The following is a 15,264-nucleotide window of genomic DNA, read 5'->3' as shown; positions in this document are numbered from 1 at the left end:
AGCCGCTGGCTTCCGAGAGTCCACCGAAGGGTCCAGCTGGGATCCAACCCGCCAACCCTTTGCAAACTTGGTTCCTTCCGGGCCGAAATCCTATGCTGGCGGGCTTGGCGCGGAATTTCGCCAGCGACAGGACCGGATTTTTGGGAAGCCACCCGGAATCCGGATCCACCCGCACCCCGCGCAAACCCCAATAAACACTGGCCTTCCGGCCGGATACCCCCGGATGCCGCTGGACCCCGCGAGGAGTCCAGCGCGGCATCCGGAGTCCGGACACCGGCCGGGATCCACCACCACTCACGGAACATCGCCCATGACGCTGAGCTTCGCCCCTGAGCGGATCGAGACCTGGCCGCTGGCCAAGCTCCAGCCTTATGCGAAGAACGCGAAGGCGCACGGCGCGGACCAGGTCGCGAAGATCGCCGCCAGCATGGCCGAGTTCGGCTGGACCGTGCCGTGTCTTGTGGGCGAGGACGGGGAGCTGATCGCCGGCCACGGCCGCGTGCTGGCTGCGACGCAGCTCGGGCTGACCGAGGCACCGGTGATCGTGCTCGGCCACCTGAGCGAGGCGCAGCGGCGGGCCTACCGGATCGCGGACAACAAGCTCACGGAACTCGGCACCTGGGACGAGGCGCTGCTGTCGGCCGAACTGAATGACCTTCTGGCCGAGGACTACGACCTGTCGCTGGTCGGCTTCTCCGATGGCGAGTTGGACAAGCTCCTGGCTTTCGATCCGGACGGGTGCGGTGAAGAAGAAGGTGGCGCAGGGGGCTCGATGCCTCCGGTGACCATCCCCGAACCGCCGCGCAATCCCGCCTCGCGGACGGGCGATCTCTGGATTCTCGGCGATCACCGGCTGCTCTGTGGCGACTCGACCTCGCACAACGATGTCCGCCGCCTGATGAACGGCGAGCGGGCGGTTCTGTTCGCGACCGATCCGCCGTACCTCGTCGATTACGACGGCTCGAACCACCCGACCCGGAACAAGGATTGGTCTGCGTCCTATGGCACGACCTGGGACGACAGTTCTCAGGGTGCGGAGCTCTACGACGGGTTCATCGCCGCCGCCGTCTCCGAGGCCATCACCGAGGATGCCGCCTGGTACTGCTGGCACGCCTCCCGCCGCCAGGCGATGCTGGAAGCCTGCTGGGAAAAGGCCGGCGCCTTCGTCCATCAGCAGATCATCTGGGTGAAGGACCGCGGTGTCCTGACCCGGTCGCACTACCTCTGGAAGCACGAGCCCTGCTTCATGGGTTGGCGTCGCCCGAACCGCCCGCCGAAGGTGGCCGAGGAAACGTTGCCGTCCACCTGGGAGATGCCGTCCTTCGCGAAGGACGAGCGGCCCGACCATCCGACGCCGAAGCCGCTCGACGCCTTCGGCATCCCGATGCGCCAGCACGTCTCCCGCGGCGGGCTTTGCTACGAGCCGTTCTCGGGCTCGGGTTCGCAGATCATGGCAGGCGAGGCCAACGGCCGCCGCGTCTACGCCATGGAGATCAGCACGGCTTACGTAGATGTCGCCGTGGAGCGCTGGCAGGCCGAGACCGGCCGCGAGGCGATCCTCGATGGCGACGGTCGGACCTTCGCTGAGGTGAAGGCCGAGCGGCTGGACAACACCCCGGCTTCGAAGGACGAGGATGCAGCCGCATGAAACAGAGCCAGGCCATGTCGCTGGTCGAGGCCGTCGCCAACGTGTCGGTCGGCTACGGCGTCGCGGTCGTGACGCAGATCCTGATCTTCCCGGTCTTCGGACTGCACACGACGCTCGAGCAAAACCTGAAGATGGGCGCGGTGTTCACGGTCGTGAGCATGGCGCGCTCTTTTGCCCTACGCCGGCTTTTCGAGGCGATCCGGGTGCACCGAAAGGAGTGAGCCAAAGGTCCGCCTTGCCCTTGTTGGATGGCTATTGTCCGAGCGCCGGTAAGGTGTAGGTTAGCGAAAAGTGCGCGGATCGGAATCATGGCGATTATCCAGAGGTCTACCAAACTCTCGTTGCGGCAAGAAGAATATCGGATCTGCTCCGAGCCCTACGTTTTCTACCGACTGATTTCTGATGCCAATGGCGTTCGGCTTATGACGGCAACCGCCTCGGAGGACACTGGAGATTATCGTGCCTATGAAGACCAGGGGGCATTGATCAGTGCAACCGCACAGGTGCTTTCAGATCGTGAAATGGACTTTGTGACGAAGCGGGACCACGCTAATCGACCCTATATTGAAACTTCTGTATATCCAGACTCAGAGGATCTCCTCCACCTCGCCTCGACCATTCTTAATCGAATTGGTTTTGAGGACATTTCGGTCTTGGCCCTTCGCGAGATGATGGCGATCTACAACGAGTTCGCAATCGACGACTCTGGCGAAGATACCTATCTCAGTGACGGAATGTGGATGACTTCAGATGGCCGGCTGATCGAGAAGTAACGAATGTCGTGTCGATCCGAAACTGGATTTGTAGGTCGCAGGTTTAGCGATGGGTGACTTCGAGGATGTATTTGGGGCCGGCGCTGACGCTGCTGAAATAATCGATGGCTACGCGGAATCGTACAACAGATCAAACTGGAAAGATAAGGTAAGCTGGTGGGGTAAGCCCAGCGACGAGGAATATGAGGCTGCCTCGCAGTGGGACGAGGACGACGCTTGGATGGCGTCGATGAAAGCGAAGGGATATGTTCGGGGGCCACATTTCGACTCCTATCAGGAGCTGAACGAGTGGGATCGCCAGAACACGCGCCCGCATATTCGTCGCCCCACTTATTATGGTTACGACGTGTTTTTTACAGATGGCCAGCCGTACATAGCGCCTAGCTCAGATAGAAATTCCGTAGGGGATTCGAAGCCGTCAGAATATGATGATGAGATGCCTTTCTGAGAAGACCGAGTGGTCTCCGCCGCCCCTGTCGGGGCGGCATAATCTAGACCGAAGTCGCGTGCGGCGTCAGACGCGGGGCAGGCTGTAGACCCGGCCGCGTCCCTCGACCTTCTCGGATGTGATCGTCAGGCCCAGTTTCTTCTTGAGCGCGCCGGACATGGCTCCTCTCACGGTGTGAGCTTGCCACCCCGTTACGGCGACGATCTCGTCGATGGTGGCGCCGCCCTCGGCGCGAAGCATCTCGATCAGCTTGGCCTGTTTCGTGCCCGTGCTCGGTGTGCGCGCCTTGGGTGCGGGGTCGGCCTCGGCTGGAGCGTCCTTCGGGGGCTCCGCACTCGGCGCTTCGTCGGCGCCCATGGGCGCTCTGTCGCCGCTCACCGGCTCGACGCCGATGGCGGCGAGGCCCGCGTCCGTGATGTGCAGGAGGATGGCGTGGCCGTCCTCGTCGTTGCGCCAGATCCGGTTGAGCGCGGCGTCGGCCTTGGTCTGGCTGTCGGTCGTGGTCTCGGCGATCAGCCCGCGGGAGAGGAGCGCGCCGACCACCTTGGCGGCGGCGCCGCCGCGGAGCGAGCCGGGCAGCGGCAGAACATTGCGGTCCTCGCGCTGCGCGGCGGCGCTGAGGATGATCGCTTGCGCGTCGGAAAGCTTGGTCATGGGATCGTCTCCGTGTTCGAGGCCCGCAACATGCGGCGCCTTCTGCGACCCGTTCGCCCGACTTGCGCGGCCCCACTGGGGCCACGGTTCGGGCTCACCGCGCAGGGCGCGCGGCGGGAGTTCCGGCTGGGCCCGAGATCACTCGGCGTGTTCGCCCTCGCCGAAGGCGCTGTCGGTGATGCGCTTCAGGAGGCTAGCGTAGTGTTCGAGGGTGCCGACGTGGCCCCAGTTCACTTCGTCGGGGTGGGTGTTGAAGTGGTCACCGCTGAGCGCCTGCAGTCGGGCCAGCATCTCGTCGATCTCCGCCTTCTTGCCGATGAAGGCGCTCAGGGCTGCCTCGCGGTTGCGCCGGGCCTTCTCGACGCGGGCCTCAAAGCGCGGGGTGGTGATCGGGTTCAGGCGGGTCATCGTGGCGGCTCCGAGGTGAGTTGCATCGTTTTCGTGAGACCACGTTCGCTCTGGTGGGGAGGCTTATCAACCACATAAGCACATGATTTTTAATGACAACCGGAGCGCGCCATGGAGGGTCTGAGCGAGCGCCAATACGCCGCCCGCGTCGGCCTCTCACGCGGGGCGATCCAGAAGGCCAAGGCCACGGGACGGCTGGTGTTGCATGCCGATGGCAGCATCGATGCGGAGGCCAGTGACGCATTGCGCGCGCAGGCGACCGATCCGTCGAAAACCCGCAAAGCACCGAAGCCGAAGCTCAAACCCGTCTCTGAGGCCGCGGTTTCGGCCGTGGGCGAAACGCTCCGCGAACAAGGGATGTCCGCCCCACCTGTGGGCAGCGGCACGACGTTCCTGCAGGCCAAGACGGCCAACGAGGTTCTGAAGGCGCAAGAGCGCCGCCTCCGGCTGCAAAAACTGAAAGGCGAATTGATCGATCGGGCCCGAGCCCTGTCGCTGGTGTTTCGGCTGGCGCGGCAGGAACGCGATGTCTGGGTCAATTGGCCCGCTCGGGCAGCGGCGCTGATGGCGGCCGATCTGGGCGTTGAGCCTGCCGCGATGCAAAAGGTCCTGGAGAAACATGTCCGTGCCCAGCTCGACGATCTCGCCGAGGTCAAACCCGATCTCCGGTGAGGACGACTTTGATGGCGCGGCCGAGATCCTGCGCGCCTGGAGTGAAGGCCTCACGCCGGACCCGGACCTGACGGTCTCGCAATGGGCGGACCGGCACCGGATGCTCTCGGGGCGTGCCTCGGCCGAACCGGGGCGGTATCGCACCGCGCGCACGCCCTACATGGGCGAGATCATGGATCGGCTGTCGCCCGGCGATCCAACGCAGCGGATCGTGTTCATGAAGGCGGCACAGGTCGGTGCGACGGAAGCCGGGAACAACTGGATCGGCTTTGCAATCCACCAGGCGCCAGGGCCAATGCTTGCGGTCCAGCCAACGGTGGAACTGGCGAAACGGAACTCGCGGCAGCGGATCGATCCGTTGATCGACGAAAGCCCGGTCCTGCGCGAGCGGGTCAAACCGGCCCGGTCTCGCGACGCCGGCAACACCATGCTGTCGAAGGAATTCGCAGGCGGCATCCTGATCATGACCGGGGCGAATTCGGCGGTAGGTCTCCGCTCGACTCCGGCGCGCTACATCTTTCTGGATGAGGTTGACGCCTATCCGGCCTCGGCCGACGAGGAAGGCGATCCGGTCACGCTGGCTGAGGCGCGGTCGCTGACCTTTGCCCACAGGCGCAAGGTGTTCCTGGTCTCGACGCCGACCATTCGGGGGATGAGCCGGATCGAACGGGACTACGAGGCCAGTGACCAACGCCGGTTCTTCGTGCCCTGTCCGCATTGTGGCGCGATGCAGTGGCTGAAGTTCGAACGGCTTCGCTGGGAAAAAGGACAGCCGGAGACGGCGGAATATCACTGCGAGAGCTGCGAGACGCCCATCGCGGAACATCACAAGACGGCCATGCTGGAAGCTGGCGAATGGCGGGCAACCGCTACGGCGGCAGATCCGAACACTGTGGGATACCACCTCTCGGCGCTCTATTCGCCGATCGGCTGGCTGAGCTGGGAGCGGATCGTGCGGGCGTGGGACGCGGCTCAAGGATCGGACGAGGCGATCAAGGCGTTTCGCAACACAATCCTTGGCGAGACATGGGTTGAAACGGGCGAAGCGCCGGACTGGCAGCGGCTCTACGACCAGCGCGAACGCTGGAAACCGGGCATTGTCCCGGCGGGCGGGTTGTTCCTGACCGCCGGGGCCGATGTCCAAAAGGACCGCATCGAGGTCGATGTCTGGGCTTGGGGCCGAGGGCTGGAAAGCTGGCTGGTCGATCACATCGTCATCGAAGGCGGGCCCGACCGGCATGAAGCTTGGGGCGAACTCACGGAACTGCTGGGTCGAACGTGGCCGCATGAGCGCGGCGCACATCTGAAGATCGCGCGGCTCGCCATCGACACGGGCTATGAGGCCCCAGCGGTCTATGGCTGGTCGCGGGCTCAAGGTTTTGCGCAGGTCTCGCCAGTAAAGGGCGTGGAGGGGTTCAACCGGGCGAGCCCGGTGTCGGGCCCCACCTATGTGGATGCAACCGAGGGCGGCAAACGTCTGCGCCGGGGCGCACGGCTCTGGACCGTGGCGGTGTCGACCTTCAAGGCCGAGACCTATCGCTTCCTGAGGCTCGAACGGCCGACCGAGGAGGACATGGTGGGCGGTGCGGCCTTTGCCCCCGGCACAGTCCACCTGCCGCATTGGGTCGAGAACGAATGGCTGAAGCAGTTTGTGGCCGAACAACTGGTGACGGTGCGCACGAAGCGCGGCTTTGCGCGGCTGGAATGGCAGAAGCTGCGAGAGCGGAACGAGGCGCTGGACTGCCGGGTCTATGCCCGCGCCGCCGCCTGGATCGCGGGCGCGGATCGTTGGACGGACGAAAAATGGCGCGACCTCGAGGATCAACTCGGTGTTGCCGACGCCTCCGCGGATCCCGCAGGGCAGATCAACAGGCAGGGACAGGCCCCGCAGAGCAAGCGCCGCTCCGACTGGCTCGGGCGGCGTGGAGGATGGTTTTGATGACGAACTGGACGGAAGCCGAGCTTTCGGCGCTGCGCCGTGCCTATGCCAGCGGCACGACCCGGGTCAGCTATGACGGCAAGTCGGTGGATTACGGCTCGGCGGAAGACCTGCTCGCCCGCATCCGGACTATTGAGCGCGCTATCGCGGGCACCGCGCAACCGTTGCCAATCGCCGGGCGCGCGGGCTTCTCGCGCGGGGATCGCTGATGTCGGCGAACTGGTTTGACCACGCGATTGCCACGGTGGCACCGCGCACGGCGGCCCGTCGAGTCCTTGCCAGGCAGGCCTTCGAAACCCTTACGCGGGGATATGATGGCGCGGCCAAAGGGCGGCGAACCGATGGGTGGCGGGCCCCAGGCACTTCCTCCGATACCGAGGTGGGCGTTGCCGGGGCGCTCTTGCGGGATCGGATGCGCGATCTGGTGCGAAACAATCCGCATGCGGCCAAGGCCGTGGCAGTGCTGGTAAACAACATCGTCGGCGCGGGCATCATGCCGCGCGCCGCCAGCGGCAATAACAAACTGGATCGAAAGGTAGATGCACTCTTTGCGCGGTGGTCGGACGCCGCCGATGCCGACGGCCAGCTCGATTTCTATGGGCTTCAAACCCTGATCTGTCGCGAGATGGTTGAGGCGGGCGAGGTCCTGGTGCGCCGACGTCTGCGCCGCGCAAGTGACGGTCTACCGGTGCCGCTGCAATTGCAGGTGCTTGAGGCCGACTTCCTCGACGCCACGAAATCCGGGGCGATCGGCAATGGCCGCCTCGTGCAGGGCATCGAGTTCGACCCGGTCGGAAAGCGCCGGGCCTATTGGCTGCATGCCGAGCATCCCGGCGATGCTTGGGGGGCACTGCAGAACGGGTTGCAGAGCCGCCCGGTGCCTGCGACCGACATTGCCCATGTCTACGAGAAGCAGCGCACGCAGGCGCGTGGCGTGCCCTGGGGCGCGCCGGTGATCCGGACCTTGCGCGATCTCGACGACTACGAGGTGGCAGAGATCGTGCGCAAGAAAACCGAGGCCTGCGTCACTGCCATCGTCTTTGGCGATGACGAGGCACAGCAGGGCATCGCGCCCGCGGTGGTCGACGCCGACGGCAACCGGGTGGAGCAGTTCGAGCCGGGGCTGATCGCCTATGCCCGCGGCGGCAAGGACATCCGCTTCAACCAGCCCGCCGCCACCGGCGGCTACGGCGAATACAAGAGGGCGAGCCTGCACACGATCTCGGCCGGGTTCCGGGTGCCCTACGAATTGCTGACCGGGGACTTGAGCCAGGTCAACTATTCCTCGATCCGGGCGGGGCTCGTGGAGTTCCGCCGGATGATCGACGCTGTGCAGTGGCAGCTTTTCATTCCGATGTTCTGCGCACCCGTGTGGCGCTGGTTCACCGAGGCCGCGTGGGCGGCGGGCCGCATCCCCACGCCGGACGTGCCCGTGGAATGGTCGCCGCCGAAGTTCGAGGCGGTCGACCCGCAGAAGGACGCGATGGCGAACCTCTTGTCGATCCGCTCCGGCACCATGACGCTCGCCGAGGCCATCGCCCGGCAGGGCCGCAACCCCGACGCGGTGCTGGCCGAGATCGCGGCCACGAACGCCAAGCTCGACGAGCTGGGCCTCGTGCTCGACAGCGATCCGCGCCGTGTCACCAAGACCGGCAGCGCGCAAGCCAGTGACCCCGTGAACGATCAGAATACTGGCTAAAGTGAAACACCTGTCATTTCGCTTAGTGCGGATCGAAAAGCTTCGCAGGCACCCGCGCCGCTCCGGCCCCAATATGTGTGGTCCGGTTTCTTCAGGATTTTGGTGAATCCATGTTTCTCAGGGATCGTTTCGCCACCGTGATCAGCGACGAAGATCTTTGAGAAATACCACTCGCTGGTGTGGCGATTCAACCCGCCGACCTTTTGCCCGCGGAAATGAACCGTCAGCTGAATCTTCAAGGCGGCACAGGTGAAATCTGGATGATCGTGAAGTTCGCGAAACAGCTGTGCGACTGAAGCGGGCAATTCAGCGAGTACGGCTTCGAGGCTAGAGGGCATGGGATTTCGGTCCTTCCGGCATGAGCAGGTGCTTTCAGCTTCAGTCTACTTCAGGGGAAAGATCGGAAAAAGCAGCTTTGCTTCTGAATCCGCCCCACTGACTCGGCGCGGGCGCGGGCCAAACGAAAAGGATTGATCAACATGGAGCAGACGATCGAACTGCCGGCGTTCCGCCGGTCGGCGGAGCTGCGGCCTGCCAGCATCGACCCGGAGACGCGCAGCATCGAGGTGATCTGGTCGACCGGCGCCCGGGTGCGGCGTGCCGCGCTCTTCGGCGAGCCGCATGACGAGGAGCTCAGCATGGCGCCCGAGCATGTGCGGCTCGAGCGGCTGAACGCGGGCGCGCCGTTCCTGAAGGTGCACAAGGCGCACGATCTCGACGCGGTGATCGGCTCGGTGGTGCCGGGCTCGGCACGGATCGAGAACGGACTGGGCATCGCCCGCATCCGGCTCTCGGAGCGCGACGCCGTGGGCGACATCTGGCGCGACATCGAGGCCGGGCACATCCGCGCCGTCTCCATCGGCTACCAGATCCACCGCTTCGAGATCTCGAAGCCGGACGGCCAGCGGGAGCTCTGGCGGGCGGTGGACTGGACCCCGTTCGAGATCTCCGCCGTGCCCGTGGGCGCCGACCCCGCCGCCGGCTTCCGCGCCGGATCCCAACTTCACGATTGCGTCCTTCATCGCCGGGACGTGCAACCCACCACCACAGGAGCCATCCCGATGAGCGACAAGACCGACACCCCGGCCACCGACGCCGCACTCCGCACCATCACCCAACCGACCGAACCGGTCGCGACCGAGGACACTGCCATGCCCGCGTCGAAGACCCCCGCGACGGAACCGCACGCGCCCGTCAGCGAGACCCGAGCGCAACCGAGCCAGCAAAAGCCTGAGGTCTCTCCGGCGCCTGACGCCGAAGCAGCCGCCACCCGCGCCCGGGAAGCGGAACGCGACCGCGTCTCCACGATCTACGATCTCGCCGGCCGCCTGAACCTCGAGCGCAGCTTTGCCGAGGATCTGGTGAAACGCGGTACCGATATCGACGAGGCGCGCCGGCTGATCCTCGACCAGGTGGCCGCCAAATCCGAAGAAACCCGCACCTTCAGCCAGGTCTCGATCCCGCTCGGTGGACGCGACGAGGCGATCACCCGGCGCGAGGCCGTGGTCAACGCGCTGCTGCACCGCTACAGCCCGACGCTCTTCGAACTGGAAGATGCCGCGCGGCAATATCGCGGCATGACGCTCCTGGAATTGGCACGCGAGAGCCTCGGCAATGCGGGGGTGAACACGCGCGGCCTGTCGCGGGACGAGGTGGCGACGCGGGCGCTGCACTCGACCTCGGACTTCCCCGAGATCCTGTCGGCCGTCACCAACAAGACGCTCCGGCAGGCCTATGAGGCCTATCCCCGCACCTTCATGCTGTTCTGCCGCCAGGTGCTCGCCACCGACTTCAAGGCGATGCACCGGGTGCAACTCGGCGAAGCGCCGCAGCTGCTCGAGGTGAGTGAAAGCGGCGAGTTCAAGCGCGGCACGCTGGGCGAGAGCAAGGAAAGCTACAAGGTCAAGACCTATGGCCGGGTGGTTGCCATCACCCGCCAGACGCTGATCAACGACGATCTCGACGCTTTCACCCGGATCCCGGCGATGTATGGCAATTCCATCGCGCAGTTGGAGTCGGACGTGGTCTGGGGCATCATCACCGCCAACCCGGCCATGGCCGATGGCAACGCGCTGTTCCACGCCACCCACAAGAACCTCGCCGGCACGGGCGCGGCGCTGGACGTGACCAGCGTCGGCGCGGCCCGCGCGGCGATGGCGAAGCAGACCGGGCTCGACAAGAAGACGGTGCTGAATGTCCGCCCCGCCTACCTGATCGTGCCGGCGGCGTTGGAGCTGAAGGCCGAGCAGCTGGTCGCCCAGAACCTCGTGCCCGCCGCAAGCGCCAGCGTCGTGCCGCAATCGATCCGCACGCTCACGCCGATCAGCGAGCCGCGGCTCGACGCCGCCAGCGAGACCGCCTGGTATTTGGCCGCCAGCCCGAACCAGATCGACACCATCGAATACGCCTATCTCGAGGGCCAGCAGGGCGCCTATATCGAGACGCGCAACGGCTTCGACGTCGACGGCGTCGAGATCAAGTGCCGCCTTGATTTCGGCGCCAAGGCGATCGACTGGCGCGGCCTTTACAAGAATCCGGGGGCATAAACCCGGCCATCCCTGACATCTGAACCCTGACGGGCGGTCCAATCGGGCCGCCCGTTTCCTTTTGCAAAGGATCCCGCTCATGAAAAACTACGTCCAGCCCGGTAACACCATCACGCTCACCGCGCCCTATGCGGTGACCTCCGGCGACGGCCTGCTTGTCGGCTCCATCTTCGGCGTGGCCGCCGGGGACGCCGTCAATGGCGAGACCCTCGAGGTCGCGCTTGTCGGTGTCTTCGATCTGAAGAAGGTCGCGTCCCAGGCCTGGTCGGCCGGTGACAAGGTCTATTGGGACAACACCAACAAGGAGGCGACCAAGACCACCACGGCGAATACCCTGATCGGCGTCGCCACCGAAGCCGTCGCGGGCGGCGCGGGCGACGTGATCGGCCGGGTGCGCCTGAACGCGAGCTTCTGATGACGGCGTTCTCCGCCGTCGTGGATGCCCTGTTCAATGACCCCAACATCGGGCGCGAGGCGATCTACACCTCCGCTGGGGGCGCGCCCGCTCTGGTGCGTGTCGTCTCCCGGCAGGCGGATGCCATCACCGACTTCGGCCAGGCGCGCCTCTGGTCGGAAACGACAAGAGTGGACCTGCGCGTTGCTGAAGTTCCGACCCCGCGTCCCGGCGACCGGATCGAGATCGACGGCGAGGCCTTCCTCATTCAAGGCGAGCCGGTCCGCGACCGCGAGCGGCTCGTCTGGACCGTGGACCTGCGGCCAGCATGAAGCTGAAACTGGACGTCACCCCCGACCTCGTCGCCGCGATGGCCGCCGAGGTGAAGGCGGGCGAGAAGGCCGTCACCGCCGCCATGCGCGAGGCCGGCACCGGACTCAAGACCGCCTGGCGCGGCCAGATCACCGGCGCGGGGCTCGGCCGGCGGCTCGCGAACTCCATCCGGAACCAGACCTACCCGAAGGCTGGCGAGAGCCTGAACGCTGCCGCGCTGGTCTGGTCCAAGGCCCCGGTCATCGTCGGCGCCCACGACACCGGCCCGCTGATCCGCTCGAAAGACGGCTTCTGGCTGGCGATCCCGCTGCCCGCCGCCGGCAAGGGGCGGCGTGGGGCAAAGCTGACACCGGGCGAATGGGAACGCCGCCGAGGCCTGCGCCTGCGCTTCGTCTATCGCCGGCGCGGGCCGAGCCTGCTGGTGGCCGACGGGCGGCTGAACACCAAGGGCCTCGGTGTCGTCTCCCGCTCCAAGACTGGCCGGGGCCGCGCCACCGTGCCGATCTTCCTGCTGGTGCCGCAGGTTAAGCTGCCGAAGCGGCTCGACCTCAACCGTGATGCCGGGCGGGCGCGCGACAGCGTGCCGGGGCTGATCGTGGCGAACTGGATGGAGGGGCAGGTGTGAGGTTCTCTTACATACTCGCTAACGGCGACCGAAGAGACCGCTGAATAGGCTTTCCTTTCGCGTCGTCTCCGGATCGGTTGACGGCTTTCTCCATGGGCCTTCGTCCCGATGCATTGCCATCTCAGCTTCACCCGAAGTGGTGTATTCTTCCGCAATCGAGTCTTCAACGGCGGCTTCCGCAGCGGCTTCTTCTACCTGCTCATCATCCTCTTCAACTCCGTCGCCGGCGCTGGGAGTCAGCCAGTCGCTGTCCGGTCTGCATACAAGTCGGGCGTGATCGTACGCCCACTTAAGCTTATAGACCGTCTCGCCACTGTATCCGCCTGCGGCAGTCCGGGTTGCCACAAGTGCAAGGTCAACTTTGTCGTCATCAACAAGTGCGATTGGCAATAGAAGACTTATCGCGTTCGCCTTCGGGTAATAGAGGGGTATCGCGGTTTTGAAGTTCCATCGGGCTCGTTTAACAGCGAGAGCTATCGCATCGTCGATCCGATTTCGAATGTCGCGATCAGTCCGTGCGTCGGCTTCAAGGGCCACCCGAAAGCTGCGGAGAAACGCCTCTCGATCCGGCTTTTCCAGACTTGCCGGATCCGTCCATTCTAGACCATTGGGCACATGCTTCTTCAAGAATTCGGCAGGATACCGACCCTTTTCGATACTGTCATAAACGATGTGATCGTAGCGAGGCTGGATCGGGGTATCCGGATCAAAAATGACGTCCTCTGCTTTCTCGAAGTACTTTGGGGCAGCGGGCAAGGGATTGAAGTTACGGGCCAATATCTGACCGTCGCGCCCGATGTTCGGCCGACAGAATGAATGGAACTTCCATGGGCGCGGAGGGCGATCATTCTGCTCGTAGAGAGCAAAGATCGGGTCATATCGGTCGTCGACTAGGCCAGTGTTGAACGCTGCCCAACTCTTTCCGCCGTGTGCGACCTCGGCAACTCGTCCGTCGCGGTACTGCTTGTAGAAGGTATTGATCAGGTAATTTCGCAGTATCGGAAACGGGGTTCGCGGATTATGTGTGTCTCCGTAGGCCCAATCCTCGTCGAGTGCGATTTTAGCTAGATCGTGCAAGACGCCGCGGCATTTGTTCCCACGAGGATCGACGTCGTCAAGCTGTGTGAACCCCCATTGGAGCAAGTACGAAGACGGATGTCCCGTGGGTCGGAATGCAGCGTGTTCATAGCCTGCCGCCAGCCTGACGTTTGAAGCTTCCAGCGTGCCTGGCTTGCGCTTGCTTTCGCTCGCGTCGAACTCCACAAGCTCGTCAATGACGCAACGAACGGACGTGTCCTTAACACTTGAAATATGGAAAAAAACATCATTGGACTGCCCGTCGACCTTGATGAAGCCGAACCCCTTTTCGTGAACGTACGCTTTGATCCGCCCCTGCATCTGTCTCCCTCAGTCGTGTATGCGTTTTTGCAATCTTGGTGTATTGGCACCCCGAATCGTCGTGGCACCTTACTTGCTACGCTAGCGATAGGTCGGACTCACTTCCAGAAGCGGTCGACCTTGCGCTCCTCGCGGCGGGCCTGAGCCTCAGTGCGGGGCTTATACTTGTCTGGGTTGGAATACGCCTTCCCCTTGCCATAGCCCCGCCCAGGCTTGCCCTTGGAGCCGGATTTCTCGTAGCCGCCACCGCTAGACTTCTTGCTAAACAGTCCCATCGGACCCTCCTGAAAAATCGCCAACATCTTAAGGTAGGAGAGGTTCTAGATAGTTCAAGACCCGATGAGAAATGCCCACCCCTCGCGAAACCATCCTCGCCGCGCTGCACGCGCGGCTCTCGGCGCTGCCCGCCACGGCCCTGCGCGGCGAGGTGCTGCCCGAGCGCGTACCGGCCGACGGGCTATTGATCCTTCGCGACGGCGAGCCGGGGGAGCCGGAGGTGACGCTCTCGCCGCTCGCCTACCACTACCAGCACCGCGCCGAGATCGAGGCCGTTGTGCAGGGCACCGACCGTGACGCCGCCTTCGACACGCTCGTCGCAAGCATCGGCGCGGCGCTCTCCGCCGACCGGACGCTGGGCGGGCTCTGCGACTGGGGCGAGGCGGAAGCGCCGCAGCCCGTGGATCTGCCGGTCGAGGGCGCGGCGAGTCTGAAGGCGGCCGTCATCCCGGTGATCCTTCACTACACCACGGCCGATCCGCTGGCCTGATCCCAACTCAAGGAGAACACCATGGCACGCGCCCAGGGGGCGCGGTCGCAGCTCGCGGCCGCGTTCGAGACGACTTATGGCACCGCGCCGGCCTCGGGCTTCATGCAGATGCCCTTTGCCAGCGCCTCGCTCGGGGCCGAGCAGCCGCTCTTGGCCTCGGAGCTTCTCGGCTACGGCCGCGATCCGCTGGCCCCGATCAAGGACGCGGTGACGGCCGATGGCGACATCACCGTGCCGCTCGATGCCGAGGCCTTCGGCTTCTGGCTGAAGGCGGCCTTCGGAACGCCAACGACGACCGGCACCACGAACAAGACCCACACCTTCAAGTCCGGCTCGTGGGCGCTGCCCAGCATGGCCATCGAGGTGGCCATGCCGGAGATCCCGCGCTTTGCCATGTATACCGGCTGCGTGCTGGACCAGTTGAGGATTGCCATGCAGCGCTCTGGCCTGCTGACCGCCGATATCAAGCTGGTGGCGCAGGGTGAAAATGTCGCCACGGCCACGGCGGCGGGCACGCCCACGGCCTACGCCCTGCAGCGGTTCGGGCACTTCAACGGGGCGATCAAGCGCAATGGCACGGCACTCGGCAACATCGTCTCGGCCGATCTGACCTATGCAAACAATGTCGAGCGCATCGAGACCATCCGCAACGATGGCCGCATCGACGGCGCGGACCCCTCCATTGCCGCGCTCACCGGCAAGATCGACGTGCGCTTTGCCGACACGACCCTGATGGACCAAGCGCTGAACGGGACGGCCGCCAGCCTCGAGTTCTCGTGGGTGATCTCGGCGAATGTGAGCCTGACCATCACCGCCCACGCCGTCTACCTGCCGCGCCCCCGGGTGGAAATTCAGGGCCCGCAGGGCATCCAGGCCAGCTTCGACTGGCAGGCGGCCTACGATTCCGTGGCCGGGCAGATGTGCACAATCGTTCTCAAGAACGCAGTTGCGAGTTACTGAT

19 protein-coding genes are annotated in these 15,264 nt (G+C 64.7%); 14 read left to right on the top strand and 5 right to left on the bottom strand.

Annotation, left to right across the window (positions count from 1 at the left end; genetic code table 11):
• Positions 1-310 precede the first annotated feature (310 nt).
• The 4 genes from AVO45_RS03165 to AVO45_RS03150 all read left to right on the top strand — a co-directional run bounded on the left by AVO45_RS03165 (position 311) and on the right by AVO45_RS03150 (position 2,869).
• The gene (locus tag AVO45_RS03165; protein WP_068344352.1) at positions 311-1,648 is read left to right on the top strand and encodes a site-specific DNA-methyltransferase; all 1,338 of its coding nucleotides are present in this window, start codon (positions 311-313) and stop codon (positions 1,646-1,648) included.
• Positions 1,645-1,869 carry a DUF7220 family protein gene (locus tag AVO45_RS03160; RefSeq protein WP_068344350.1) on the top strand — a complete coding sequence of 75 codons (225 nt, stop codon included), beginning with the start codon at positions 1,645-1,647 and terminating at the stop codon, positions 1,867-1,869. Before AVO45_RS03165 ends, AVO45_RS03160 begins: the two co-directional genes overlap by 4 nt.
• A gap of 87 nt (positions 1,870-1,956) precedes the next feature.
• Positions 1,957-2,421, top strand: coding sequence for a hypothetical protein (locus AVO45_RS03155; protein ID WP_068344348.1), 465 nt, complete (start codon positions 1,957-1,959; stop codon positions 2,419-2,421).
• Positions 2,422-2,470: 49 nt separating this feature from the next.
• Positions 2,471-2,869: a hypothetical protein gene (locus AVO45_RS03150; RefSeq protein WP_068344346.1), complete on the top strand. Its 399-nt coding sequence runs from the start codon at positions 2,471-2,473 to the stop codon at positions 2,867-2,869.
• Between the two features lie 66 nt (positions 2,870-2,935).
• On the opposite strand, the gene AVO45_RS03145 is transcribed toward AVO45_RS03150, so the two are convergent.
• Positions 2,936-3,523 (bottom strand): DUF3489 domain-containing protein, encoded by a 588-nt coding sequence (locus AVO45_RS03145; protein WP_068344344.1) that lies wholly within the window; start codon positions 3,521-3,523, stop codon positions 2,936-2,938.
• Between the two features lie 138 nt (positions 3,524-3,661).
• On the bottom strand, positions 3,662-3,931 hold the full coding sequence (locus AVO45_RS03140) for a hypothetical protein (RefSeq protein WP_068344342.1): 270 nt from the start codon (positions 3,929-3,931) through the stop codon (positions 3,662-3,664).
• 111 nt (positions 3,932-4,042) lie between these two features.
• Between AVO45_RS03140 and AVO45_RS03135 the strand changes: the two genes are divergently transcribed.
• From AVO45_RS03135 to AVO45_RS03120, 4 genes are read left to right on the top strand one after another with little or no spacing between them, the layout of a single operon-like run.
• Positions 4,043-4,603, top strand: coding sequence for a hypothetical protein (locus tag AVO45_RS03135; protein ID WP_068344340.1), 561 nt, complete (start codon positions 4,043-4,045; stop codon positions 4,601-4,603).
• A complete protein-coding gene (locus tag AVO45_RS03130) occupies positions 4,551-6,542 on the top strand; it encodes a phage terminase large subunit family protein (RefSeq protein WP_068344338.1) in 1,992 nt (663 codons plus the stop codon). The genes AVO45_RS03135 and AVO45_RS03130 overlap by 53 nt, the downstream gene beginning before the upstream one ends.
• The gene (locus tag AVO45_RS03125; RefSeq protein ID WP_068344336.1) at positions 6,542-6,751 is read left to right on the top strand and encodes a phage head-tail joining protein; all 210 of its coding nucleotides are present in this window, start codon (positions 6,542-6,544) and stop codon (positions 6,749-6,751) included. Before AVO45_RS03130 ends, AVO45_RS03125 begins: the two co-directional genes overlap by 1 nt.
• The gene (locus tag AVO45_RS03120) at positions 6,751-8,241 is read left to right on the top strand and encodes a phage portal protein (RefSeq protein ID WP_068344335.1); all 1,491 of its coding nucleotides are present in this window, start codon (positions 6,751-6,753) and stop codon (positions 8,239-8,241) included. The genes AVO45_RS03125 and AVO45_RS03120 overlap by 1 nt, the downstream gene beginning before the upstream one ends.
• Here the strand turns inward: AVO45_RS03120 and AVO45_RS19625 are convergent.
• Complete coding sequence (locus tag AVO45_RS19625) at positions 8,238-8,579, bottom strand: hypothetical protein (protein ID WP_157770085.1); 342 nt, start codon at positions 8,577-8,579, stop codon at positions 8,238-8,240. The two genes, AVO45_RS03120 and AVO45_RS19625, sit on opposite strands and share 4 nt — an antisense overlap.
• A 141-nt stretch (positions 8,580-8,720) precedes the next feature.
• Between AVO45_RS19625 and AVO45_RS03115 the strand changes: the two genes are divergently transcribed.
• The 4 genes from AVO45_RS03115 (at position 8,721) to AVO45_RS03100 (ending at position 12,139) form a co-directional block, all read left to right on the top strand.
• On the top strand, positions 8,721-10,787 hold the full coding sequence (locus AVO45_RS03115; protein WP_068344697.1) for a prohead protease/major capsid protein fusion protein: 2,067 nt from the start codon (positions 8,721-8,723) through the stop codon (positions 10,785-10,787).
• 79 nt (positions 10,788-10,866) lie between these two features.
• A complete protein-coding gene (locus AVO45_RS03110; RefSeq protein WP_068344333.1) occupies positions 10,867-11,202 on the top strand; it encodes a DUF2190 family protein in 336 nt (111 codons plus the stop codon).
• Positions 11,202-11,513, top strand: coding sequence for a head-tail joining protein (locus AVO45_RS03105; protein WP_068344331.1), 312 nt, complete (start codon positions 11,202-11,204; stop codon positions 11,511-11,513). Before AVO45_RS03110 ends, AVO45_RS03105 begins: the two co-directional genes overlap by 1 nt.
• Entirely contained in the window at positions 11,510-12,139 is a 630-nt protein-coding gene (locus AVO45_RS03100) for a DUF6441 family protein (protein ID WP_068344329.1), read from the top strand. The genes AVO45_RS03105 and AVO45_RS03100 overlap by 4 nt, the downstream gene beginning before the upstream one ends.
• An 18-nt stretch (positions 12,140-12,157) precedes the next feature.
• Here the strand turns inward: AVO45_RS03100 and AVO45_RS03095 are convergent, their stop codons facing one another.
• Together AVO45_RS03095 and AVO45_RS03090 are read right to left on the bottom strand one after the other, a co-directional pair.
• Entirely contained in the window at positions 12,158-13,537 is a 1,380-nt protein-coding gene (locus tag AVO45_RS03095; protein WP_068344328.1) for a DUF3825 domain-containing protein, read from the bottom strand.
• A 98-nt stretch (positions 13,538-13,635) separates the two neighbouring features.
• Positions 13,636-13,812 carry a hypothetical protein gene (locus AVO45_RS03090; RefSeq protein ID WP_157770084.1) on the bottom strand — a complete coding sequence of 59 codons (177 nt, stop codon included), beginning with the start codon at positions 13,810-13,812 and terminating at the stop codon, positions 13,636-13,638.
• Positions 13,813-13,883: 71 nt separating this feature from the next.
• Here AVO45_RS03090 and AVO45_RS03085 point away from each other — a divergent pair, with 71 nt between their 5' ends.
• Positions 13,884-14,303 carry an acyl-CoA transferase gene (locus AVO45_RS03085; RefSeq protein WP_068344324.1) on the top strand — a complete coding sequence of 140 codons (420 nt, stop codon included), beginning with the start codon at positions 13,884-13,886 and terminating at the stop codon, positions 14,301-14,303.
• A gap of 21 nt (positions 14,304-14,324) precedes the next feature.
• Complete coding sequence (locus AVO45_RS03080) at positions 14,325-15,263, top strand: phage tail tube protein (RefSeq protein ID WP_068344322.1); 939 nt, start codon at positions 14,325-14,327, stop codon at positions 15,261-15,263.
• The last annotated feature ends 1 nt before the right edge of the window (position 15,264 follow it).

This window comes from Ruegeria marisrubri (assembly GCF_001507595.1).
Classification (GTDB): Bacteria; Pseudomonadota; Alphaproteobacteria; order Rhodobacterales; family Rhodobacteraceae; genus Ruegeria; species Ruegeria marisrubri.
This window is presented reverse-complemented; position numbering and strand designations above follow the sequence as displayed.